Annotated in this window: 20 protein-coding genes; 9 read left to right on the plus strand and 11 right to left on the minus strand. The window is 65.1% G+C overall.

The window, feature by feature from the left end:
• Positions 1-47 precede the first annotated feature (47 nt).
• The 5 genes from AU465_RS12095 to AU465_RS12115 form a co-directional block, all read right to left on the minus strand.
• On the minus strand, positions 48-1,415 hold the full coding sequence (locus AU465_RS12095; protein WP_192247208.1) for an FAD/NAD(P)-dependent oxidoreductase: 1,368 nt from the start codon (positions 1,413-1,415) through the stop codon (positions 48-50).
• Positions 1,412-1,714: a (2Fe-2S)-binding protein gene (locus AU465_RS12100; protein WP_192247210.1), complete on the minus strand. Its 303-nt coding sequence runs from the start codon at positions 1,712-1,714 to the stop codon at positions 1,412-1,414. Before AU465_RS12100 ends, AU465_RS12095 begins: the two co-directional genes overlap by 4 nt.
• Entirely contained in the window at positions 1,711-3,696 is a 1,986-nt protein-coding gene (locus tag AU465_RS12105; protein WP_192247212.1) for a hydantoinase B/oxoprolinase family protein, read from the minus strand. The genes AU465_RS12100 and AU465_RS12105 overlap by 4 nt, the downstream gene beginning before the upstream one ends.
• Positions 3,697-3,700: 4 nt before the next feature.
• Positions 3,701-5,779, minus strand: coding sequence for a hydantoinase/oxoprolinase family protein (locus AU465_RS12110; protein WP_192247214.1), 2,079 nt, complete (start codon positions 5,777-5,779; stop codon positions 3,701-3,703).
• A gap of 89 nt (positions 5,780-5,868) precedes the next feature.
• Positions 5,869-6,774 carry a LysR family transcriptional regulator gene (locus AU465_RS12115; RefSeq protein WP_192247216.1) on the minus strand — a complete coding sequence of 302 codons (906 nt, stop codon included), beginning with the start codon at positions 6,772-6,774 and terminating at the stop codon, positions 5,869-5,871.
• A 114-nt stretch (positions 6,775-6,888) separates the two neighbouring features.
• Here AU465_RS12115 and AU465_RS12120 point away from each other — a divergent pair, with 114 nt between their 5' ends.
• A complete protein-coding gene (locus AU465_RS12120; RefSeq protein ID WP_192247218.1) occupies positions 6,889-8,034 on the plus strand; it encodes an NAD(P)/FAD-dependent oxidoreductase in 1,146 nt (381 codons plus the stop codon).
• Between the two features lie 73 nt (positions 8,035-8,107).
• On the opposite strand, the gene derI is transcribed toward AU465_RS12120, so the two are convergent.
• Genes derI through AU465_RS12150 form a run of 6 tightly spaced genes read right to left on the minus strand, consistent with a single transcriptional unit; the run spans position 8,108 to position 14,449 of the window.
• Positions 8,108-8,563, minus strand: a complete 456-nt coding sequence (gene derI / locus AU465_RS12125) for a D-erythrulose-4-phosphate isomerase (protein WP_192247220.1) — start codon at positions 8,561-8,563, stop codon at positions 8,108-8,110.
• Between the two features lie 12 nt (positions 8,564-8,575).
• Positions 8,576-9,343: a triose-phosphate isomerase gene (locus AU465_RS12130; RefSeq protein WP_192247222.1), complete on the minus strand. Its 768-nt coding sequence runs from the start codon at positions 9,341-9,343 to the stop codon at positions 8,576-8,578.
• On the minus strand, positions 9,340-10,314 hold the full coding sequence (locus AU465_RS12135) for a sugar-binding transcriptional regulator (protein WP_192247224.1): 975 nt from the start codon (positions 10,312-10,314) through the stop codon (positions 9,340-9,342). The genes AU465_RS12130 and AU465_RS12135 overlap by 4 nt, the downstream gene beginning before the upstream one ends.
• A gap of 43 nt (positions 10,315-10,357) precedes the next feature.
• Positions 10,358-11,290, minus strand: coding sequence for a sugar phosphate isomerase/epimerase family protein (locus AU465_RS12140; protein WP_192247314.1), 933 nt, complete (start codon positions 11,288-11,290; stop codon positions 10,358-10,360).
• A 47-nt stretch (positions 11,291-11,337) separates the two neighbouring features.
• Positions 11,338-12,855: a glycerol-3-phosphate dehydrogenase gene (locus AU465_RS12145; RefSeq protein ID WP_192247226.1), complete on the minus strand. Its 1,518-nt coding sequence runs from the start codon at positions 12,853-12,855 to the stop codon at positions 11,338-11,340.
• Positions 12,845-14,449, minus strand: a complete 1,605-nt coding sequence (locus AU465_RS12150; protein WP_312891245.1) for an FGGY-family carbohydrate kinase — start codon at positions 14,447-14,449, stop codon at positions 12,845-12,847. The genes AU465_RS12145 and AU465_RS12150 overlap by 11 nt, the downstream gene beginning before the upstream one ends.
• A 793-nt stretch (positions 14,450-15,242) precedes the next feature.
• Between AU465_RS12150 and AU465_RS12155 the strand changes: the two genes are divergently transcribed.
• The 8 genes from AU465_RS12155 (at position 15,243) to AU465_RS12190 (ending at position 24,627) form a co-directional block, all read left to right on the plus strand.
• Positions 15,243-15,899, plus strand: a complete 657-nt coding sequence (locus tag AU465_RS12155; protein WP_192247230.1) for a DUF2291 domain-containing protein — start codon at positions 15,243-15,245, stop codon at positions 15,897-15,899.
• Positions 15,896-17,434: a sugar ABC transporter ATP-binding protein gene (locus AU465_RS12160; protein ID WP_192247232.1), complete on the plus strand. Its 1,539-nt coding sequence runs from the start codon at positions 15,896-15,898 to the stop codon at positions 17,432-17,434. Before AU465_RS12155 ends, AU465_RS12160 begins: the two co-directional genes overlap by 4 nt.
• A gap of 19 nt (positions 17,435-17,453) precedes the next feature.
• The gene (locus AU465_RS12165; RefSeq protein WP_192247234.1) at positions 17,454-18,506 is read left to right on the plus strand and encodes an ABC transporter permease; all 1,053 of its coding nucleotides are present in this window, start codon (positions 17,454-17,456) and stop codon (positions 18,504-18,506) included.
• A 114-nt stretch (positions 18,507-18,620) separates the two neighbouring features.
• Entirely contained in the window at positions 18,621-19,568 is a 948-nt protein-coding gene (locus AU465_RS12170) for a D-ribose ABC transporter substrate-binding protein (RefSeq protein WP_192247236.1), read from the plus strand.
• Between the two features lie 139 nt (positions 19,569-19,707).
• Positions 19,708-20,565 (plus strand): DeoR/GlpR family DNA-binding transcription regulator, encoded by an 858-nt coding sequence (locus tag AU465_RS12175; protein WP_192247238.1) that lies wholly within the window; start codon positions 19,708-19,710, stop codon positions 20,563-20,565.
• A 77-nt stretch (positions 20,566-20,642) separates the two neighbouring features.
• The gene (locus AU465_RS12180) at positions 20,643-22,169 is read left to right on the plus strand and encodes an FGGY-family carbohydrate kinase (protein WP_192247240.1); all 1,527 of its coding nucleotides are present in this window, start codon (positions 20,643-20,645) and stop codon (positions 22,167-22,169) included.
• The gene (locus AU465_RS12185) at positions 22,166-22,933 is read left to right on the plus strand and encodes a DeoR/GlpR family DNA-binding transcription regulator (protein ID WP_192247242.1); all 768 of its coding nucleotides are present in this window, start codon (positions 22,166-22,168) and stop codon (positions 22,931-22,933) included. Before AU465_RS12180 ends, AU465_RS12185 begins: the two co-directional genes overlap by 4 nt.
• Entirely contained in the window at positions 22,930-24,627 is a 1,698-nt protein-coding gene (locus tag AU465_RS12190; RefSeq protein ID WP_192247244.1) for a glycerol-3-phosphate dehydrogenase/oxidase, read from the plus strand. Before AU465_RS12185 ends, AU465_RS12190 begins: the two co-directional genes overlap by 4 nt.
• Positions 24,628-24,654: the final 27 nt, after the last annotated feature.

A 24,654-nucleotide genomic window follows, 5' to 3' on the forward strand; every position in this document is an offset into this window, starting at 1 on the left:
GCTCGATATTCCGTCATCGCTTGGCAGGTGAGGATTCCGGAACTGCATCAGCCCTCCCGAAGAAAGGCGCCGATCGGCGCCGGCCGGACAGGGGCCTGCCCGCGAAAGCGGCCGACCGCGTCGGGCGTACAGCCGCCTTGCGCCGCGACGAGCTCAACAGCAGCCAGCTGACAATAGCGCCCCTGGCAACGCCCCATGCCGACCCGTGAAAGCGACTTCACCCGGTTGGCCTCACCGCCGCCGAAATTCGCGCCCTCGCGCACGGCTCCGGCAGTCACATTCTCGCAGCGGCAGACGATCGCTTCATCGGGTAGCGCCCGCACCATCGCGGCTGGCCAGGGAAAGGCACAAGCCAGACCGCGGGCAAAGCGCTCGAGTCGCGCGAGCTTGCGCAGATCGGCACGGACGCAAGAGGTCGGACGCCCAAGATCGCTAAGGCAGGCCGCCGCGGCAAGACGTCCCGCGATCTCCGCTCCGTCCGCGCCGAGGAGACGAACCCCGTCGCCCGCGAGGTAGACGCCGTCGCCGGCCCGACCCATCTCGTCGGTCATCGGCAGCCATTGCCGCCATTGCTCGTCATAGGTGAAGGCGCATCCCGTCAGGTCTGCCAGATGCGTCTCCGCCCGCAAATGCCAGCCCATGCCGATCATATCGCACGGGGTGAGGTGCTCCCGGCCGCCTGCATCGCGCCAGCGCGCCGCCGAGACGCCCGACGCATCGGCCTCGATCCGCTCGAGCGTCGCGCCCGCATAATAGCGCCCGCCGAGCCTCGCTCGCAGGGCCAGACCGCGCAGCGCGACGACCGGACTGGCGGCAAGGCCCCAGAACCCCCGCATCTGCTGGCGCCAAGGAGAGGTGTCCAGCACCGCCGCCACATTCGCTCCAGCCTTGACGAGCTGGGCGCCGACCAGCGTCAGCAAAGGACCCGACCCGACCAGAACGATCCGGCGCCCAAGTGCCACACCCTGCGCCTTGAGCGCGATCTGCGCCGCGCCGAGGCTGTAGACGCCTCCGTTCTGCCAGCCGGGGACAGGTGCGACACGGTCGGACGCGCCCGTGGCAAGGATCAGCCGGTCATAGCCGATCACCTCCACGTCGCCCTCCCCCAGCACGTGCAGCCGCCCCTCGTGCGCGGCGATGACGGAGCTGCCCGCGCAATGGGTGAGCCGCCCCTCTTCGGCCAACCGGTCGAAGAGCGCATGCAGCGCACGCGCCTTCGCCGCCTCCGACCCGTAGAGCTCTTCCGACGTGCGGACGAACCCGGCAGGCGGGCGGCGATAGATCTGCCCGCCCGCGCGCTGCCCTTCGTCGATCACCACCGGGTGCAGCCCTGCCTCGACCAGCGTCGCCGCGGCTCTTATGCCGGCGGGGCCCGCACCCACGATCACGATCCGCGGCGATGACGTCTCGCTCACGGCCAGCTCTCCGGCGGCGTCGTGCGCAACCGCATGCCTTCGGTGGCAGGCGTCGAGCATGCGCGCAGGCGCGGTCCTTCCTCCTGCCACACCCAGCAATCCTGACAGGCTCCCATCAGGCAGAAGCCGGCGCGCAGTTCGGGTCCGAACTCGGAGTTTCGTAACGCACTCTCTGAAGCCAACATCGCGGTCAGCACGGTATCGCCCGTCAGCGCATGACGCATCTCACCATCGAGAAAGAACTGCACCTGTGCCCGGTCGCGCTCGGCCAGCCGGACGATGCGGCCGGCCGTGATCATTCCGCGGCCTCCCGCACCGGCCCCGGACGAGGCAGTTCAGGGAAGCGTTCGCAGACCTCATCGAAGGCCGCCTGAACACCCTCCGGCCCCGAGCGCCCCTTCATGCGGCGGAAGATCTCCGTCTTGGCGAAGAACCGCCAGTGGATCGGCAAGGCGTTCAGCAGAGCGTGCAACTGGTCATAGGACGCCCGCGTCCACTGCGCTTCGTAGCCTTCGCGCTCTGGACCGAAATGAAAATGCCCAGTGGACGGCTTATGCCGCGCGCGCAGACGCTCCGTCGCCTCCTCGTCGATTTCGCCGTCCCGAATGACGATGCCATAATCGCGCTCGGCCGAGGCTGCCGAGACATAGCCGCGCCGTACATCCTGCGCGACCCGCCAAGGCTCGCGTTCATGCGGATCGCCGCGCCCGCCGCCTCCGGCGGAATGAATCTCGAGCACGTCGCCGGGCTGCAGCACCGCCGTGTCGATGTTGCCCAACTGCCGCTCGTGGCCGGTTCCCGGATTGACGACCATGTCCGACAGGCCGGCCGCTTTGCCGCCGAGCACCCCCCAGGGACGGAAGAAGCTGCGGTCGCGGTTGCGCGCCGTGATCCTGGAGTCGGGCGCGAAGACGCGGAAAGCCATCTCGGTCGCCAGCCCGCCGCGCCAACGGCCCGCACCGCCGCTATCCTTAGCGAGGCCGTATTTCACGAACTCGACTGGCGTTTCGGTCTCGGTGATCTCGATCGGCGTGTTCTTGAGATAGGCGGCATCGGCGCCCGATCCATTGGTCCCGTCGCGATGCGGCATCGCGCCGCCGCCGCCCACCACGGGATTTACCGCCGCGATGACGCTCCGGCTGGTGCGCTCGTCGGTGGTCATGACGTTAATGATGCAGTTGTTGCCGGCCGGAGCCGCGGGCAGCCGCTCCGGCACTGCCTGCGAGAAGGCACCGAAGATGACCGACCGCAGCCGCGCGCAGGTGAGCGAGCGCATGCCCACGGCAGCGGGGTGGACCGGGTTCAGCACCGAACCTTGGGGCGTGATGCAGGCGAAAGGCCGGGTGAGGCCCGTGTTGAGCAGGATCTTCGGGTTGAGCGTATAAAGCACGTAATAGACGCCCACCAGCAGCATGGTGTGTCGAGGGTCGCCGCCCGAAGGCACGTTGAGCGAGGAGCCGAGCTGCGGATCGGAGCCGGTGAAGTCGAGCACCGCCTCGTCGCCCCTGATCGTCAGCGTCAGCTTCAGCCGGCAGGGATTGGCCTCGACCGAATCCTCGTCGGCGTAATCGGCGAACTCCCATGTGCCGTCGGGCATGGAGCGCAGCGCGTCGCGCGCCTGCGCCTCCGCATGGTCGAGAAGCGCGTCGACGCCTTCGATGAAGCCTGCCTTGCCGAACTTCCTCACCATCGCCTGGATCTTGCGCTCGCCTGTGTTGAGCGCGCCGACCAGCGCCTTGATGTCGCCGATATTGAGCTCGGGCTTGCGCACATTGGTGCTCATGATCCGCAGGATCGTCTCGTCGAAGACGCCTTCCCTCACCAGCTTCATGGGCGGAAAGCGGATACCCTCCTGATGGATCTCGGTCAGCGCGCGGCTGAGCGAAGCCGGTACTGCCCCGCCCATGTCCGTGTTGTGGATGTGCCCTCCGGTCCAGGCGACGATCTCGCCGTCGACGAAAACCGGCTTCCACAGATGCGTGTCGGGCGCATGCGTAGCGACATGGCCGGAATAGGGATCGTTGGTGAAGGCGACGTCCCCGGGCCGGTAGTCGTCGACCATGGCGATAGCGCGGTGATACGAAAGCCCCGGATACCAGGTGGCGCCGAGTTCCATCGGCACGGCGAAGGTCGCCCCCGAACGGTCCATCAGCATCACCGTGAAGTCCTGCGTCTCCTTGACGAAGGCGGAGTGCGCCGTGCGGTGCAGCGTATGGGCCATGTTTTCGGCCGCCGCGCGGGCATGGTTCGCCAGAACCTGAAGGTTTGTGCGGTCAAACAAGGCGTCACTCCGCGAAGGTCAGCAGAAGATTGAGATGGCGATCAACGCGTGCTTGCGTTCCCGCCGGGATGGCAAAGGTGGTGTCTTCCTGCACCACCACGGCAGGACCGTGGAACGTGGTGCCCGGCACGAGCGTCTGCCGGTCGTGCAGGTCAACGGTCTCGACGCGCGAGCCCGTATAGACCGGGAGTCGGCGCGCCGGATTGGCCGGGGCCTCGATCTCGTCGGTCTCCGGGAAGGAGAGTGCCGGCCCTGCGCCGATCGCCGACAGCCGGGCGTTCACAAGCTCGATCTCGCCCTCGGGGTCGTGGAAATCATAGAGCCGCTCATGGGTGAGGTGAAAGGCCTGCTCGATGGCGGCCATGTCGCAGTCTACCAGCCATTCCGGCGAAAGGACGACCTCGATCTCGTAGCTCTGCCCGACATAGCGCATGTCGCAGGAGAGGCTGAGTTCCGCCGCCGCGTCATGCCCCTGCGCCGCGAGCCAGTCGCGGCCCTCACGCGCGAGCGCCTCGAAGGCCTCGCGGATTGCCGGGAGCGACCTATCCGACAGGGGGCTGAAGATGGTGCGAATGAAGTCTCCGCGCAGATCAGCCACCAGCCCGCCCAGCGCCGACACCACGCCGGGGCGACGCGGCGCCATGACGCGCTTCATCCCGAGCTCGCGTGCGAGGAAGGCGCCGAGCATCGGGCCGCCGCCGCCGAAGGGCATCAGCGTGAATTCGCGCAAGTCGACGCCGGCGCGCGAGGCAAGCTTCTCGACCTCGACGAACATTTCCGACACGGCGATGTCGAGGATCGCCTGCGCGGTCTGCTCGACCGGGCGGCCGAGCCGCGCGGCAAGCTCGCCGACCGCGCGACGCGCCATGCCGGTATCGATCCTGAGCTGGCCATAGGCCATTTCGCTGTGACCGAGCCATCCGCACACCACCATGGCGTCCGTCACCGTCGCCTGCTCGCCGCCACGGCCGTAGCATGCCGGTCCAGGCGTCGAGCCGGCCGACTCCGGTCCGATCCGCAACACACCCTGCGCGTCGACGCTGGCGATCGAGCCGCCGCCGACGCCGATCGAACTCACCGACACGGATGGGATATGGAGCGGAAACTCGCCAATCAACTCGCCGGTCCCGAACTGCGGCTCGCCGTCGATGATGAGCGCGAAGTCGGCGGAGGTCCCGCCGATATCGAGAGTAAGGACCTTGTCCTCTCCGGCCTGACGCGCCAGCCACGACGCACCGATGACCCCGGAGGCCGTTCCCGACAGCAGCATGTTCACGCAGGCGCGCTTGCCTTCGGCAGCGTTCATCAATCCGCCATTCGACTTCGTCAGCATCGGGCGGGCCGGCACGCCGCGGCTTTTCAGGCGCTCTTCCAGTGCCGTCAGATAGCCTGAGACGCGCGGATGGACGTAGCCGTTGAGGATGGCGGTCGAGCTACGCTCGTATTCGCGGATGACCGGCCACACCTCGGCCGAGGTGAAGACGAAGAGGTCCGGTTCAAGACGGGCGATCTGTGCTTTGACCGAGGCTTCCTGCGCGGCGTTGCGCCAGGCATGGAGGAAGGACACGATGATGCCTTGCGCATCGTTCGCCTTCGCCACTGCCACCGCCCTCTCCACCGCCGCCATGTCCGGCGCCTGCGATTCACTGCCATCGGCGCGCATGCGAGCCGGAATGCCGAACACCATGTCGCGGGCGATCAGCGGGTCCGGCCGGGAGCAAAACAGCGAATACATATCCGGCATGCGAAGCCGCGCGAGTTCGATCACGTCCTCGAAGCCGGCATTGGTGAACAGCGCGAGCGGCGCGCCCTTGCGCTGGATGATGGTGTTGATGCCGACCGTCGTGCCGTGCACGAAGCGCGTCATATGGGTGGGATCAAAGCCTTCGCGCTCGGCCAGAAGGGTGAGACCCGTCATCAACTCGGCGCCCGGGTCCTCCGGCGTCGTCAGCACTTTCAGCGAGGCGACGCGTCCGGAACGGGCTTCGAGCGCGCAGAAATCGATAAATGTCCCGCCGATGTCGACGCCGACTTTCCAGTCGGCTGCGTTCCGCGCCTCGTCCGTCGCGATGGCTCCGTCCATGATGCGTCCCTTCCTGTCTGCCAACCGAAGCTGGCACGACCGGTTGGCCCGGGTCCAAGATGGATGATGAGCGAGGATATAAGTTTTGCTTATGCTTTGGCGCGACGTTCACCAAGAACGGCGGAACAGGCCGCGCGGATTTCATCGCGCATCATCTCATCGGCCCGCGAAAGGGCTCGTGCGCGCGAAGTAAGCAGTGCAATCGGAAATTCCGGTCCCGCCGCGAGCGGCCTGACGACAAGCCCTGCAAATTGCTGCCACGGCAGCAGCGCGTCGACGAGAGCGATGCCGAGACCGGCCTGGACAAACCCGACCGCGGAGATGGATGCGTCGATCTCGAGCGACGGCGAAAGCGCCACACCTTGCGCGCGGGCCGCGTGAGCCAGCTCGTCGGCGGGACGGGTGTTTCCGCGATAGGATATCAACTCTTCCCCGGCGAGGTCGGCAAGCGTCGGCTCGGTTTTCCTGGCCAACGCATGCTTGGCGGGCAGCAGACACGCGAAGCCTATGCTGCCGATCACTTCGGCCTCGATGTCGGGAGGCAGGCGGTCGTCCATGGCCACGCCGAGGCTGGCATCGCCCGCGCGCAGCATGTCGACGATCGCAGCGATCGGCGCGCTATGGGAACGCAGCAATATGTTGGGATGCTGCGCCCGGAATTTGGTGAACGCGCGAGGCAATATCGCCATGGCCGGCGGCGGCGAAGCCGCGACCCGCACCAGCCCCGCCCGGCCGAGACGCAGATCCGTGGTCTTGCGGCGCAGCCCATCGAGCCCTGCTGACAGCCTCTCGGCATCGGGGAATATCTCCAGGGCCTCTGGAGTCGGACGTAGCCGGCCCTTCACCCGTTCGAACAACGTGAAGCCGAGTTCGTCCTCGGTGTGAAGCAGAACCTGGCTGAGCGCAGGCTGGGAAATGTTCAGCATCCGCGCCGCTGCGGTCACGGTACCCGCGCGCATGACGGCGATGAACACTTCGAGCTGCCGCGCCCGCATTGCCACTCCATAGGTAAAGCTTATGGCTTTTGTCCAAACCCATCTTTGACGCAATGCCGCTGCGTGGACAAGATCGAAGCTTCGAGGATCGTTTGCTGTTTGCAAGGGGCCGCAATGGATGTGATCGTGCTGGGCGGCGGGCTGATGGGGACTGCCTCGGCCTGTTTCCTTGCCAGGCGCGGCGCACGCGTGACGCTGATCGAACGCAACCGCGTCGGTGCCGGGGCAACCGTCGCGTCCTTCGGCAACATCCGGCGCACGGGGCGTCATCTGTCCCAGCTTCCGCTGGCCCACCGCTCGCTCAGGCTATGGGCCGGGGCCGAGAAGATGCTGGGCCGCGATGTGGAATTTCGCGCCACCGGTCATATTCGCCTGATCTTCGATGAAGGCGGTCTCGCCGACATGCGCGCCTATGCCGAGGCGGCGCGACCCTGGGGACTCGAGCTGGAGGAGCTCAGCCCACGTGAGATTCAAACGCGTTTTCCCGGCCTTGGCCCAGACGCGATCGCGGCGTCGTTTTCACCGCATGATGGCAGCGGCAATCCGCGGCTGATCGCGCCGGCCTTTGCCGAGGCTGCCCGCAAGCTGGGCGCGAAAATCGTCGAGGGAGCCGAGATCGGGACGATCAGGCACACCGGTTCTGGTTTCCTTGTCGCCACTTCAAAAGGGTCATTCGCTGCCGAGTGCCTGCTCAATACCGCCGGCGCCTGGGGCGCGCGCATCGCAGCGCAGTTCGGCGAAGAGGTGCCGCTCGAGGCCCGCGGCCCGCAGATGGGCGTGACCGAGCCGCTGCCGCACCGGATTCTGCCGGTAGTCGGCATCTGGACGCGTGACAAGGACCATGGCGCCTATCTGCGTCAGGTCGAGCGGGGCAACTTCGTCTTCGGCGGGGCGGCCGAGAGGGTGTCGGTTGACCTCGAGCCCGGCCATGCGGCCGCCGACCCCATGCGCCTGCCGGCGCAGTTGCGCGCCGTCGCGCGGCTGCTGCCGGCGATCGCGCAGGTCGCGGTCATCCGCACCTGGTCCGGCTGCGAGGGCTATGTGCGGGACATGCTGCCGGTCATGGGACGCTCCGCCACGACGCTGGGCCTGTTCCACGCCTTCGGCTTCAGCGGGCACGGCTTCCAGCTCGGTCCGGGCGTGGGTGACGCCATGGCCGAGCTCATAACGACTGGCCGCTGCGAAACGCCGCTCGACGATTTCAGGATCGACCGCTTTAAAGCACGCCGCGCTGAAATGGATTCAGGCGACGCACTTTAAGCCTTTGTTTTTATGCATGTCGTTTTTCAAAAACCGCTGCACACTTTTGGACGACATGCATTAGGCTGCACCGCTAGCGAGCATTGTACTTGGCGTCCACTTCGTCGATGGCGGTGACGTTGCCGGCCGAGCGGCCCTTCGGATCGAAGGTTTCCTTCAGATATGCCTCGGCGATGGCCTTCGCGAGTTCCGTGCCGATGACGCGCGCACCCATGGTAATGATCTGGGCGTTGTTGGAGAGCGCCGCCCGCTCAGCCGAGTAGGTGTCGTGGGTGAGAGCGGCGCGGATGCCTGGCACCTTGTTGGCCGAAATGCAGACACCGATGCCGGTGCCGCAGATCAGGATGGCGCGGTCATACTTTCCTGCCAACAGATCGCTGGCGACGCGGTCTGAAAGGTTGGCGTAGAAGGGATCGGGACCGGCCTCGGTGCGCGACACCTCCGACACCTCGTGCTTGTCTTTCAGGTAGTCGGCGAGGATCTTCGCCAAGCCTTCGCCGGCGCTGTCTCCAGCCACTGCAAGTCTCATGGTCAACTCCTTCTAGAATGTTGCGGCACATCTGGCGAGGATGTCGAGATAGCCCTCGACAGCCCATGCGGAGCGCCCGATGAACAGCCCGTCGATATGCGGGCACGTTATGAGTTCGGCGCAGTTGTCCTGGTTGACCGAGCCGCCATAGAGGCAGGGCACGCTGCGTTCGAGCACATCCTCGGCGGCGGCGATGATCTCCGCCTGCCGGGCGTCAGCATAGTCCGAGGTTGCCGGTATGCCGTTTACGCCGATCGCCCACACCGGCTCGTAGGCGAATAGAATCGGCGCGGACTTCTGCGCTGCGGTAAGCTTCGACAACGCGCTGCGCACTTGCCTGCCGAGCACCTCGCTGGCACGGCCCGCCTCGCGCTCGGCCAGAGTCTCGCCGATGCAGATGAGCGGAACGAGGGCGTGGCGCACCGCAGCTTCCGTCTTGAAGCCAACCGTCTCGTCCGTCTCGCCGAAATGCTCACGCCGCTCGGAATGGCCGAGCTCGACGATATCGAGGTTGCAGTCCTTGAGCATGATTGGCGAGATTTCGCCGGTCCAGGCGCCTTCGTCGGCCCAGTGCATGTTCTGCGCGCCGACCTTGACAGTGGTATCACTCAGCATCGCCTTGACCTCACGCGCTGCCGTGAAGGGTGGGATCACGAAACGCTGGATGCGCGAATCGCCGCCGGGATCGGACAAGAGCGCGCTGGCGAAGGCACGCGCATCGGCGAGCGTCTTGTTCATCTTCCAGCTTGTGCCGATCCAGACGCGCTTCGGCTGCGTCATCCGATGGCCGTCCCTGTTTCGTTCACGAGAGCCCGAGCCGTCGGTTCGTCCGTGATAAGACCCTTCAACCGCGCGCTCTTCAGCACAGCGCGGACCGCCTCGATCTTTGTGGGGCCGCCAGCTATGGCGATGATGCGGCTTTCCGCCGGCCCGTCCAGATCGACGGCGAGCGTACGGGCGGTCAAGGTTGTTTCCAGCACCCGGCCGCGCGCATCGAAAAAGTGGCCGAGCATTTCGCCGACCCCGCCGACGGCAGTGATCTCGGCGATCTCGCGCGGCTCGATCATGCCGGTCGCCACAAGCTGGGCGCCGGCATCCGCCGTGCCGATGCCGACGAATTTCAGCGTCGCCCGGTTCGACATCTCGAAGACTTCGCGCACGCCGCGCTGCGCCAGGAGCACTTCGCGGTCTTCCGCAGAGTTGGCAAAGAAGGGTACCGGCATGACATAGGCCTGTGCGCCGGTCTTTTCGGTCAGTCGATGCATCACGTCGTGCGGGTTGGCGGCATAGTTGCGCGTCAGGCCGCCAAGCAGCGAGACGAAGCGCACGCCGGCGGCCTCGAAGCGCGGCAGCTGATGCACCGCGGCGGCGAGCGTGCGGCCATGGCCGATACCGATGACGCTGTCCTCGCCGCGCTCGATCTCGCGACGCAGGAAACTGGCGCCCGCGATCCCCAGCGCCCGCAGCGGCAGGCCTTCCTCGCCCAGATCCGGCGCGACCTCGCAGAAGTCCAGCCCGAACCGGTCGCAAAGCTGGTTCTCCAGCAGGGCGCATTCGACGATCTCGCCGTCGATCGAGACTTTCACCGCGCCGTCGGCCACAGCCCGGGCGATCAGGCGATGCGCCTTCACCGAGGGCAGCCCGAGGCGCTTCGCCACCTCGGCTTGGGTGAGCCCGCCGGCGTAGTGCAGCCAGGCGGCGCGGATCGCGAGCGACCCTTCCGGGTCCGGTTGACCTCGGCGTTTCAACATCTGCAGTCCTTCATCGCGCGTTTGGGCGTCATGGTCAGCCGTCTCAGATATTCAGGCTTTGCACGCCAGTGTCGATATGGGGCGCCCAGAAGGCTATGCTTTCAGCGATCTGCGGGATGACCTGCCGATCGTCGGGCTCCCGTTCCTTGAAACTCAGCTCCAGGCAGATCTCGTTGTCGATGGCTCCACCTTCGGCCAAGGCCTTCAGCAGCGGCTCGGGCTGGATGCGGCCCCTGGCATTGAACTTGGCGGTGAAGGGCCGGTGTCCGCCCTTGTCCATAAGGCTTTGCTTGATATGGATGATCGGCGACACCTTGGGGACCGCGCGGGCCCAGGCATAGGGATCGTAGTCATCCGGATTGGCGCTGGTCACGTCGCCGTGGTCGATGTCGGCCATCATCCACATCGGCACGGCCATCTCGGCTTTGGTCAGCCTGTCCTGCAGCTTCAGGCATTCGGCGATCGTCTGGCCGAACTCGCGCCCGATGCTCATCGGTTCCCAGAAAACGTAGCGCAGGCCAGCCGCCTTGGCGTGCTCGGCCACCTCTGCCCAGCAATCGACGGCGATCTGGATCAACTCCTCACGCCGGGCCGGATCGTCATAGTCCTTGAAGGTGAAGATGGCGAACTGGGTGCCAACGGAAACACCGCCGAGGTCGGCGGTTATGTCGGCGAAGGTCTTGAACCAGTCGACATAGTACCGGCGCACGTCGCGGTCGGGATGGCCGAAATGGTTGAGCCGGCCATAGGGGCCCGTCATGCCGCTTAAGACACGAACGCCGGTGCGCCGCAGTGCCGCCGTCATCAGCCGGGTCAGCCGCCGGATCACCGGGGCCGGCCAACTCGGATTGATGAACTCGTGCGTCAGTTGCAGGTCGCGCAGCCTGAGGTCGCGGGCGACGATCTCGATCAGGTCGTCCGGCTCGGCAAAGCGGTTGACCAGCGGGTTGGTGTTCAGGGAAAGCGTCAGCGCCATGACGTGCCGATCCGCGAGGTGGTTCTGGGTCGAAGTCGCATCGGCATTCACGCTGCCTCTGCAAGGCGCTCGGCCTCGAACCATCTGGCGAAGGCGAGCCTCTGGGCCTCGGAGAGATGCAGGTGGTGCTTGGTGCGCCGAAGCAGGATGTCGTCCGGCGTGCGCGCCCACTCCTTGGCGACGAGATAGCGCACCTCCGCCTCGTAGAGCAGGCCGCCGTGGTGGCGGCCAAGATCATCCAGGCTTGTGGCATCCTTGACGACGTCCTTGGTGCGCGCGCCGTAGAGCCGTCCGTAGTGATGCACGAGATCACGTGGCATCCACGGATAGGCCTCGCGCAGGCTATTGGTGAAGGTCTCGTAGTCGGCATTGGGAATTTCGCCGCCGGGCAGCGGCGCATTCTCGGTCCAGTCCTCGCCCATCTGCGGGAAAATGTGCCTCAGCCGGCGCATGCCACGCTCGGCCAGTTCGCGGAAAGTGGTGATCTTGCCGCCGAAGACGTTGAGCAGCGGTGCACCGCCGGTCTCGTCGAGGTCGAAGACGTAATCGCGCGTCACGGCCGACGGGTTGCCCTTGCCGTCGTCGAACAAAGGCCGCACGCCGGAGAAGGTATACAGCACGTCCTGGCGCCGCAGCTTCTCCTTGAAGTAGCGGTTCACCGCTGCGAGCAGATAGTCGATCTCGGTCTCGTCGGCCTTCACGTCCTCGGCGCGGCCGTCGTAGGAAATATCCGTGGTTCCAATCAGTGCCATTTCCCCCTCATAGGGGTTGATGAAGATGACGCGCCGGTCGTGATTCTGCACCAGATAGGCATTCGCCCCTTGCCAGAACTTCGGCACGATGATGTGGCTGCCCTTGACGAGGCGCACGTTGCGCGACGAGTTCGATCCCGCAACACGGCCAATGACATCCGAAACCCATGGGCCGGCGGCATTGACGATGCAGCGGGCGCGGAAAATGCGCGTTTGCCCTGTCATCGAATTCTTTGTCGTTACCGTCCAAGCGCCATCTTCGCGGCGGGCGGAAACGGCAGGCGAGCGGGTGAGCACCTCGGCCCCGCGCTCGGCCGCGCCGACAGCGTTGAGCACTACGAGCCGCGCATCATCCACCCAGCAGTCGGAATACTCGAAGCCGTTCGTGTACCGGTCGAGCAACGGCGCTCCTTCCGGATCGCGCCTGAGGTCGAGCGTGCGCGTGCCGGGCAGCTTTTTTCGACCGCCCAGATGGTCGTAGAGAAACAGGCCGAGCCGCACCAGCCAGGCCGGCCGATCCTGCGGACTGTGCGGCAGGACGAAGCGCATCGGCCAGATGATATGGGGTGCAGCCTTGAGCAGCACCTCGCGTTCGATCAATGCTTCGCGCACCAGCCGGAACTCGTAATATTCGAGATAGCGCAAGCCGCCATGCACTAGCTTGCCCGAGCGCGAGGAGGTGCCCTCGGCAAGGTCATCTTTTTCGCACAGCACGACCGACAGGCCGCGACCTGCCGCGTCTCGAGCGATGCCGGCGCCATTGATGCCGCCGCCGATGACAAAGAGATCGACCGTATCCGGTTCAAGCCCCATCTCTTGCTCCTTCAGGCGTTTCGGCGGAGGCGCCTACTGAGTTACGGCGCGCGGCGGCCATAGCGTCCCAGGCGGGTCCCAGGACACGGCGTGCCGCGCAGAACGCCGGGAAAAGACCGTCATAGGCTGCAATCATTGCCGGATCGGGCGCCTCGACAGGCCCCAGCAGCGGCGTGACCCATTCGGCGATGCAGGCGCTCATGTCGGGATACGCGCCGATAGCGACTGCCGCCATCATCGCGCAACCGGCAGCACCGGCCTCCTCGCGCGACGAGACACGCGCCGGCGCCTGAACCGCCGCCGACAGGATGCCGCGCAATCCCTTCGAACGGGCCGCGCCGCCCGAAAGCCGCAACTCTGACGGCAGGTCGCCCATCGCCGCATAGCAGTCGCGTATGGCGAGCCCCAGCCCTTCGATGACGGCACGGACCAGATCCGGATAGCGATGGCGGACCGACAGGCCAACGAATCCGGCGCGGGCGTTGGCGTTGACGAATGGTCCGCGCTCACCGGCTTCCGAAATGTAGGGGTGATAGACAACCTGGCCGGGGCGGCTTGCGGCGAGCCACTGATCGATGCGACCGACCAGATCGCTGTGATTGGCCTCGTGGCCGAATTCCTTCAGCACATCCGCCGCCAGGCCGAGGATCCAGTCAATGTTGAGCGAGGTCGCCATGTTGGTCTGCACCTGTGTCACCAGACCCGGGATGGGCAGGGCAATGACGTAGCCCGAACCCTCCTTATTGAGGCTGACGCGGCCCACCGGCACGGCACGCATGTGGACGCCGGTCGAGCCGACGATCGAGCAGGCGACGTCCCCCTCGCCGCCGCAGACCCCGGCGCCGAGCGCGGTCATGACCATATCGACATAGCCGAGGCTGACCGGTGTGCCCGCTTTCAGGCCTGTCTCGGCCGCCGCCGCGGCGGTAAGCGAATGGGTCACCACCGTGCCGTCGATGATCTCTGGCAAGAGCTTGCGCCGCCGGGAAAGGCCGAGCGCCTCGATGACCGTATCGTCGTAGCGGCGGGTACGGAAATTGCCGAAGGTGAAGCTCGCCTCCGAGGGGTCTGTGGCGCGCACGCCGGTCAGGTTCAGATAGAGCCAGTCCTTGCAGTGCAGCGCGACTTCGGCATGGTCGAGAAGGTCGGGCGAGTGGCGGTCCATATGGGCCATCTGACTGCCCTGCTGGCAGGTATTCAGCCCTGTTCCCGTCGCCTCGAAGCGGGCCCGGTCGAGCGGGCCTGCAGCCAGGCGATCGACAGTGGGTGACGCCCGCGCGTCAAGCCAGAGCCATGCATCGGCGACCGGCCTGTTTTCACGGCCAACAAGCCAGGTGCCGTCGCCCTGCGCGGTGACCGCGAGAGCGGCGGTGCGCACCGCCAAGTCTTCAACCTTGTCGCCAAGCCCTCGAAGCGCCGCCGTGCAGTCGCGCCAGGTCCGGGAAAGCGATTGCGTCGCCGAGCCGTCGGCACCGGACGCGTACCGGTTCGGAACCGAAGCGGACGCAATCTGGCGACCGTTCAGCTCGAAGGCTACCGCCTTGATGACCGACGTGCCGGAATCGATGCCTACGATAACATCAGCACCAGCCACGGACCGCTCCGCTTCCGCTGCGAACATGCCTGGATCGGCAACAGGGCAATGTCTGTTTCCTCCTCGTTTCCCCGCGGCTCGCCGCGAACGTGTGGCCGCGCGAAAATACGTCGTTACGCGCCCCTGCGTAATGCCGCCCCCCTTCGCTCCATACTAAGTTATCATGGAAATAACACAACATCTGATTTTTTTTGCAGACATCGAAAATTTTTTCAGTTACGCTGATTTTAGCAAGAATAAAAACAACGACCCGCCTTACGTCATCGTCGCTAGGCAAACGACAGAGCGAGCAAACAAGCGCCCGGGCCCTTCAGCCTTGTTTTCAGCTCTCAGCGCGGTATGAGATGGTGAAAGAAAATTGCTTCTAAATCAGATGTTTATTGAAACTCACTTCGCAGCCTAAGCGTCTTCTTGCCGCTCCTGTGAGGACGAATAGTCTCCCATGGTCGGTCATGGCGGCAACTGGCAATACGGGTCCCGGCGGGAGGCGGCCTTTGAAAATTCACATAGCCGGAAGCCCTGCCAGCGGGTCAAAACCCGCCCCAAAGCGGAACTCCGATCTATCATACTTGACGCAAAGATAACACGAATATAACATAAAAATCGGCCGGAAATGATGCAGCCGGGAGGAAGGCGCCGCATCGCAGGTCAAGGGTGGAGAAAATCGATGCAAGCAACCGATCCGAGGACGCCGTGTCACCGACAGGCGGCAGACGCCAGGCCGCGCGCATCGGCAACCATTGCCGCATCGGTCAGCACCCGCCCCACTCCGTCGCAGCCAAGGGTCTGAGTGATGAACGTCATGTCAGCCCAGACGCCGAAGGCTCCTGCCGCGCCGCGCCGCGGCCTGATGATTGCGATCGGTCTCGCCGCCGCAGTCCTTGCCGCGATCGCGCTCGACACAAAGGTCATACAGATCGGATCGTCCGCAGACGTCAGCCAGGAGGCGTTTTCGCCCGACCGGTTCGGCGAAAAAGAGTTTCCGCGCATCCAGGCATTCGTTGTCGAGCATGCCGTCAACGCTGCGACCTTCGGGCCGGCGGTCATGGCCGATAAGAACGCAGCCGCCAAGCAGTACGGAACTGCCTCATCGACCGGCGCAATCATCCCCATCAGGCTGACGGCGATGGCAGGCGAAGTGAAGTCCGGCATCTACGACCTCAAGGCCGATGGCGTGCCGGCCGACATCCATGTGCGGCTGCAGACTGGCCCGGCCATCAACGGGACCGACCTGCGCGACGCGCCGGGCGACATCGCCTTCGGCAAGTTCAAGAACCAGATCGAGTTCCAGGACGCCGGCTCGGGCATCAACCGCGCCATGAAGAAAGCGACCCTCGATGGGATCGACACCGCGACCCTCTCCGGCAAGACGCTGGAAATCTTCGGTGCCTTCCGCCTCGTCAATCCGAAGAACTGGCTGATCACGCCGGTGAAGGTCACCGTCAAATGAGCGACGCCGCGATCTCCCGGCCGGCCGGTGAAGTGGTTCTTGCGGCGCGCAACATCGCCAAGTCCTACAACGGCGTGAAGGCGCTGAAGGGCGTCAACTTCGACATTCACCGCGGCCAGGTGACGACACTGTTCGGCGAGAACGGAGCCGGCAAGTCGACGCTGATGAAGATCCTCTCCGGTATAGTGCAGCCGACGTCCGGCGAGGTCATTCTCGACGGCCAGCCCATCGTGTTTTCCTCCTCCACAGACGCGCGAAACCACGGCATTTCGATCATTCATCAGGAGCTCAGCCTCGCGCCCAATCTGTCGGTTCGCGACAACATTTTCATGGGCCGCGAAATCAATGGCCCGACCGGCGTCAACTACGCCGAGGAGGAACGCCAGGTCCGCGAACTGCTGGCGGAACTCGAAGAGGACATCGATCCGCTGACCCCTGTGGAGGAACTGCGCCTCGGACAGCAGCAGATCGTCGAGATCGCCAGGGCGCTTTCCGTCGACAGCCGGATTCTCATCATGGACGAGCCGACATCGGCACTTTCCGCCACCGAGGTAGAGGTTCTTTTCAATGTGATCCGCGACCTCACCGCCAAGGGCGTGTCGATCGTCTACATCTCGCACCATCTCGAGGAGGCACTGCAGATCACCGATCATGCCGTGGTGCTGCGGGACGGCAACATGACCGCCTATGCGCCGCGTGCCGACATCGATCTGGAATGGATCGTGCGCAACATGGTCGGCGAGAACTATGATCTGGGCAATCCGCCAACCGGCTACGATTTCGGCCCGGTCATGCTCTCGGTCCGCGACCTGACCGTGCCGGATCCCGCCGGAGGCGGCTACAACGTCGTAGACCGCATGTCGCTCGATGTCAGGGCCGGCGAGATAGTCTGCATCTATGGCCTGATGGGAGCCGGCAGGTCGGAACTGCTCGAAACCGTCGCCGGCAAGCTGAGCGCGACGTCCGGCGAGATCGTCCTCGAGGGCAAGGAGATTTCCCATCTCGCCATAGGCGAGCGCATCGCCCGCGGCCTTGCGCTCGTGCCCGAGGACCGCCAGCGCTACGGGCTCGTCCAGACGATGTCGGTCGGGCAGAATCTTTCGCTCGCCTCGATCAGGGAGTTCGCGCGCGGGGTCTTCACCTCCCTCAAGCTCGAGCGGGCATTGATCCAGAAATCAATCAGGGATGTGACCGTGAAGACCGACGGACCGGACGTGCCGATCGGGTCCCTGTCCGGCGGCAACCAGCAGAAAGTGGTCATCGGGAAGATGCTCGCCACCGATCCCAAGGTTATCCTGCTGGATGAACCCAGTCGCGGCATCGACATCGGCGCCAAGGCCGAGGTGTTCCGGATTCTGGCAGCCCACGCGGCAGCCGGGCGAGCCGTTGTCTACACAACCTCTGAAGTCAACGAATGCCTGTCGATCGCCCACCGCATCATCATCATGCGGCGCGGCCGGATCTCTGCCGAGTTCACCTCGGACATCACCAAGGAAAAGATCATGGCCGCCTCGGGCGAGGCTGTGGCGGCCTGAGCGAGCACGGGAACGAACAATGACGCAAACGAGCGCCAACCGCCTCACTTCCCCGGCCTCAGCCGTCAAGGGAACAACCGGCATCATCAAGCTCTTGCTGAAGGGCCGCGCTTTCTTCGCGCTGATCGCCATCATCGTGGTCTTTTCGTTTCTGTCACCGAACTACCTCACCGTCTCCAATCTGCTGATCATGTCCTCGCATGTAGCCATCTACGGCATACTCGCGATCGGTATGCTGGTGGTCATACTCAGCGGCGGCATCGACCTGTCGGTCGGTTCGATCCTGGCGCTGTGCGGCGTCGTCGCCGGTGCGCTGATGCAGGGCGTGGAACTGAAACCGCTCGGCGTCATCCTGTTTCCGCCGGTGTGGGCTGTGGTCGTGCTGACCTGCTCGCTCGGCGCCGCGCTCGGCGCGCTCAACGGCATCCTTATCGCCTGGTTCAGGGTGCCCGCCTTCGTCACCACGCTGGGCGTCATGTACATGGCCCGCGGCATCGCCCTGCTGATGACCAACGGCCTCACCTACAACAACCTCGCCGGCCGGCCAGAGCTCGGCAACACTGGCTTCGACTGGCTGGGCTTCAACCGGCTCTTCGGCGTGCCGATCAGCGTGGTGGTCCTGGCGGTCCTCGCCGTGCTGACCGGGCTGATGCTCAGCCGCTCCTCCTTCGGCCGCTGGCTCTACGCCTCGGGCGGCAACGAGAACGCGGCCGACCTGTCGGGCGTGCCGGTCAAGCGGGTCAAGATCACGGTCTACACGCTCTCCGGCATCCTATCGGCTATCGCCGGCCTGGTGCTCTCTTCGCAGTTGACTTCGGCCGGACCGACCGCCGGCACCACCTACGAGCTGACTGCGATCGCAGCGGTGGTCATCGGCGGCGCCGCGCTGACCGGCGGCCGCGGCACGGTGCGCGGCACCATGCTCGGCGCTTTCGTCATCGGCTTTCTTTCGGACGGCCTCGTCATCATCGGCGTGTCTTCCTACTGGCAGACCGTCTTCACCGGCGCCGTCATCGTGCTCGCCGTGCTCATGAACACCATCCAGTACGGGGCCCGCGGCGTCCGACCGTGACGCAGCGCCCCGCCATAAGCTTCTCCGGGACGCAAGGAGACCGACCGGAAAGAAGGCCGAGACAAATCGGCAACTGCAATCTGCAACCGCAATCTGCAAAAGGGAGAGAGAGAAATGATCGATAAAGCCAGAAGGATGCTCTTGGTCGCGGCCGCGACGCTGCCGTTCATGGCGAGCCATGCCTGGGCGGCGGGTTTGATCAGCATCATCGTGACCGATCCGGCCAATCCGTATTGGCTCACCGAAGGCCAGGTCGCCAAGGCCACGGCCGAGAGCCTCGGCTACACCGCCAATGTCAGCGCCCACAAGGGCGACACCAATACCGAAAGCACAATGATCGACACCGCCATCACCAACAAGTCGGTGGCGATCATCCTCGACCCGGCCAATGCCGACGGTTCGATCGGCGCGGTCAAGAAGGCAGTCGCCGCCAACATCCCGGTCTTTCTGGTCAACGCCGAGATCAACCAGGATGGTCTCGCCAAGGCGCAGCTCGTCTCCAACAATGCCCAAGGCGCCGCAATCGGCGCGCAGCAGTGGGTCGAGGCGATCGGCGACAAGGGCAACTATGTCGAGCTGTTCGGCAACCCGGCCGACAACAACGCGGCAACGCGTTCGAACGGCTATGAGACAGTGCTTACCCAGTATCCGGACCTCAAGAAGGGCGGCAAGGAAGTGGCCAACTGGGACCGCACCCAGGGCTACCAGAAGATGCAATCGCTGCTGCAGGCCCACCCCGACATCGTGGGTGTCATTTCCGGCAACGACGAGATGGCGCTTGGCGCCATTGCGGCGCTGAAGGAAGCGGGCAAGCTCGACCAGGTGAAGGTCGGCGGCTTCGACGGCTCGCCGGACGCGGTCTCCGCCGTCAAAGCGGGCGAAATGCAGTACACGGTGCTGCAGCCTGTCGCGGTCTTCTCGGCCGAGGCCGTGAAGCAGGCCGACAAATTCATCAAGACCGGCTCGACAGGCGCATCGTCCGAGAAGCAGCTCTTCGATTGCGCCCTGATCACCAAGGATAATGTCGACAAGTACACAGGACCGTTCACGCTTTCCCAGTGAACCGTGAACTGGGGCGCGTATGACGCGCCCCTTTTCCTGCCGCGCAAAATGCATTCGATGCGCAAAACACTGCTCGCCCTTAAGGCACCGCTTGCCATCGGCGCCAGATATGCGAATGGCATCGGCAGGAGAGGCTTGGATGAAAGATCGCGAGATTCGGCCCGAGCAGGCGTTGAAGACCCTTGCCGGGGATCAGGTGCCCGCTGACAGCCGCCACGCGCGCCAGCTCGCGCGCCGCCAGATGATGGCCGAGGCCATCCTGGCCGAGGGCACGATGCGCATCGAGGATCTCACCGAACGCTTCGGCATCAGCCTGATGACCGCGCATCGCGACCTCGACGAACTGGTCGAGAAGGGTCTGCTGCGCAAGACGCGCGGCATCGTCTCGGCCGCCCCGACCAGCCTCATCGAATCGAGCGACGTCTACCGCTCGTCGCGCCAGGCGGCCGAGAAGCGCGCAATCGCGCAGGCTGCCGCGGCCTTCCTGGAACCCGGCCAGGCCGTCTTCTTCGACGATTCCACCACCGTTCTGCAGCTCGTGCCGCATCTCGCGGCGCGCGTGCCGCTGACGGCGATCACCAATTCGATCACCCTGATGAACGAGCTGAAGGGCACGCGAGATCTCACGCTGCTCGGGCTTGGCGGCCAGTTCTATAACTGGTGCAATGCTTTCATGGGGCCGGTCACGGTCACGGAGATCCGGCGGCTGAGGGCTGATCGCGTCTTCATGTCGATGTCGGCCATCACCGACGGCATGGTTTTCCACCAGTCGCCCGAAATGGTTGAAACCAAGCGTGCCATGTTCGACAGCGCCGCCATGCGCATCCTGCTGGCTGACCACACCAAGTTCGAGCGCCGGGCACTGCATGCCATGTGCGCGCTTAGCGAGTTCGACGTCATCGTCGTCGATGACGGAATTCCACCCAGGCAGGTCGAGACGATGAAGGCGGGCGGCATGAACGTCGTCGTCGCCCCCGTGCGACAAACTGAATTGTAACACCAATTGATGTTAATTTCACATCATGATATGAGCAGTTCCCGGGAGACGCACGCTATGTGCGTGGCGAGGAGTGGATGGTCTGTCTGCTGGGAATCGATAGCGGCCTGACCGTCACCAAAGCGGTGGTTTTCGACGAGGCCGGCGCCCCGCTGGCGGTGGCCCGCCGCCGGGTGGCGCAGATCATGTCCAAGCCGCGCCATGTCGAGCGCGACATGAACGGCCTCTGGCTGGCCACCGCCGAAGCGATCGCGGAAGCGGTGTCCGATTGCGGCCGACCGGCCTCTGACATCGCCGCCGTCGCCGCCACGGCGCATGGCGACGGGCTCTATATGCTCGATCGCGACCGCCGGCCGCTCGGATACGGTATCCTGTCGCTGGACAGCCGGGCTGGAGACGTTGCGGCCCGGTGGAAAGCCGATGCGACGGCCGGGAAGGCTCTGTCGCGGACCGGGCAGACGCCGCATGCCTCGGCGCCGTCTTCGCTTCTGGCCTGGATACGCGACCACGAGCCGGAGCGCTTTGCCCATATCGGCCACGTGCTTTCCTGCAAGGACTGGCTGCGCTTCTGCCTGACGGGAAGCCTAGGCACCGATCTCACCGAGGCCAGCACCTCGTTCACAGCGGTCGATACGCAAGCGTATGCGCCGGACATCCTCTCGATCTTCGATCTCGAAGAGCTCGGCAATGCACTGCCGCCGGTCGCGTATCCGGACGGATTGGTCGGCACTATCACGGCGCAAGCGGCCCGAAACACGGGACTCGTCGCCGGCACGCCGGTCGTGGCCGGCCTGCACGATGTAACTGCCTCGGCGCTTGGCATCGGCGGCTATGGCGAAGGCGTCGTCGCCATCGTTGCCGGCACCTATTCAATCAACGAGACGGTATCTGCCGCGCCGCGCATCGATGCCCGGTGGTTCTGCCGCAACGGATTGAAGCCCGGCGAATGGAACAATATGTCGATCTCGCCGGCATCGGCGGCAAACTACGACTGGTTCCTCGACACGCTGTGCGGCTCCGAGCGAGCTGCATCGGAAGCCGACGGGCGCTCGATCCACGCCATCGTCGGTCCGGAAATCGAGGCGGCGTTGGCGCGGCCGTCGACACTGCTTTTCCATCCCTATCTGTTCGGCTCGCCGCATGGGCCTGCCGCCAGCGCCGGGTTTCTCGGGCTGCGCGGCTGGCATGACCGCGGCGACATGCTGCGGGCGGTGATCGAAGGCATTGCCTTCAACCATCGCGTTCACGTCGATGCGCTGCGCGAAGGCTTCCCGGCGCGCGAGGCGCGGCTGACCGGCGGCATTTCCCGCAATTCCGCCTTCGCGCAGATCTTCGCCGATGTGCTTGGCATGCCGATCACGGTGACCGAAACGGAGGAGGCGGCCGCATGGGGCGCGGCGCTGTGCGCCGGAGCCGGCATCGGCCTGTTCGCCTCGCCACGGCACGATCCGCGCGAACCCGCCATGCTTGGCCGCACCTACCGGCCCGACCCTGAGCGCAGCGCTGCCATGGACAAGCGCTACCGGCTGCACTGCGACATCGCCAGCCGCCTCGCCGAGGCCTGGCCGTCGATCGAAGCGCTTGCGGAAAAGGGGGAGCCATGAACGCGGACAATCGCCGGCAGGACATTGCCGATTACATCATTCAGCATGGCGAGGCCCGCATCGACGAGCTTGTCGCGGCCTTTGGCGTCTCGCGCATGACGATCCATCGCCACGTCGATGAACTGGCACGCCAGGGTGTGCTGCGCAAGCTGCACGGCGCGGTCAGCGCGCAGCCGTCCGGCGTCTATGAGAGCCTTTTCCGCTTCCGCGAGGCACATGCGACCGCCGCCAAGCGGGCGCTCGCCCGGGCGGTTCTGGCCGAGATCGAGCCGGGCCAGGTTGTTCTATTCGACGATTCGACCACCGCCAACGCGGTCGGCCCGTTATTGCCGCAGATCGCGCCGTTGACCGTTGTCACCAACAGCCTGTCTCTGGCGGAACAGCTGGTGGACAAGGACGACTTGAAGCTGATCCTGCTCGGCGGCGAATACCATCCGACTTACAACGCCTTTATCGGCCACATCTGCGAGAGCGCCCTGCAGAAGATCAGGGTGAATCTGCTCATCTGCTCGGCTTCGGCGATCGACAAGACCGCGACGCTAATCCAGGATCCACAGGTGGTGCGCGTAAAGCAGGCCATGGCCGCCGCGGCCTCGCGCACCGTGCTGCTCATCGATTCCTCCAAGTTCGGCAAGGTGGCGCTGCATCTCTTTGCAGACCTCACCGACTTCGATCTCGTACTCAGCGACGACGGCCTTCCCGACGAGATTGCCGGCAGCCTGAGGGCGGCTGGGGTCAATCTCAAGATCGTGCCGGTGCAATGACCAGGACACCACGGGATGTCGATGTCCTTATTATCGGCGCCGGCATCAACGGCGCCGGCCTGTTTCGCGATCTGTGCGAACAGGGCCTGAGGGTAGCGATCGTCGACAAGGCGGATTTCGGTTCCGGCACCAGCGCCGCGCCGTCGCGGCTCATTCATGGCGGTATCAAATATCTCGAGACGGGCGAGTTGGGCCTCGTCGCGCAGTCGACGCTGGAGCGCAACCTTCTGCTGCGCAATGCGCCACATGCCGTGCGGCCGCTGCCGACCGTCATCCCGATCTTTTCCTGGCTGACGGGCATCGGGGCGGCGCTGCGTACCCTTTTCGGCAGCACGACTGCACCGCGCAGCCGCGGCGCTCTCCTGATCAAGATCGGTCTCGCCATGTACGACTTCTACGGCGCCCGCCACCGCGCCATGCCCAGGCATACGCTGTGGTCGAAAGCGCGGGCGCTGAGCGAGATACCGCCGCTGACGCCACGCATCGTGGCGGCCGGTACCTACTATGACGCCACCGTCCGTTATCCCGAGCGGCTGGTGCTTGAACTTCTTCATGACGGCGTCAGGGCCAGCCCTGAATCTGAGGCCTTCAACTACGCACAACTGCTGGGCAGCGACGGCAGCGTCGTGCGCTTCGCCTTGCCGGAGGGGAGCGAGCGAAGCTTCCGGCCGCGCATCGTCGTCAACGCGGCAGGGCCATGGATCGATCATGTCAACGCAGCGCTTGGCGCACCGTCAAGGCTGGTCGGGGGTACCAAGGGCTCGCACATCCTGCTTGACCATCCCGACCTGTTGCAGGCGCTGAACGGCCGCATGATCTACTTCGAGGCCAATGACGGACGCATATGCCTGGTGTTCGACTATCTCGGCCGGGCGCTGGTTGGCTCAACCGACATCCGTGCCGCCGACCCCGAGACGGTACGCTGCGAGGATGACGAGATCGACTATTTCCTGGCGAGCCTGCGCGAGCTTTTGCCCGGTCTTTCCTTCGGGCGCGATCAGATCGTCTATGCCTATTCCGGTATCCGCCCGCTACCGGCGTCGGACGGCACTGCGCCGGGCCTGATCAGCCGCGACCACTCGGCACCTGTCATGGAGACCGAGGGCAGCCGGAGCTGGCCGATCGTCTCTTTGGTTGGCGGCAAGTGGACGACCTTCCGCGGTTTTGCCGAAGAGGTGGCGGACGTGCTGCTGGCGAGGCTTGGCCGGTCCAGGCGTGTGAGCACGCGGAGCCTCGCAATCGGCGGCGGCCGCGATTTTCCGGCCGATGCCGCTGCGCGTGCCCGTTGGATCTCCGCTGTCACGGCCGAGACGGGAGCGTCGCCGGCGCGAGCCGAAGTTCTGCTCGACCGCTATGGCACGACGGCCCGCGCCATTCTGGCGCACGAAGCCGGGCGGCAGGCGGAGCCGCTTGCCGACGCGTTCGACTATACGCTGGCGGAGATCGATTGGCTGGCGCGCAAGGAACGTGTCGTCCACCTGGCGGACATCGTCATGCGCCGCACCGTGTTGGCGATCACCGGCCGACTCAGCCGACGCGGCCTTGAGCAGATTGCCGACACCGTAGCGACTGCGCTGGCGTGGAACGCCGGACGGCGCGAGAGGGAACTGGAGGCGACTTCAACAGAGCTCACGCAGCGGCATCGCTTTTTCTTTGAACAGTCGGAACCGTTGCCTGCCGGATCGACGGTCTAGCCGAGCCTGAAGGGCCACGGCCATGAA

Origin of the sequence: Mesorhizobium silamurunense (assembly GCF_014843905.1) — a bacterium.
GTDB lineage: Bacteria > Pseudomonadota > Alphaproteobacteria > Rhizobiales > Rhizobiaceae > Mesorhizobium > Mesorhizobium silamurunense.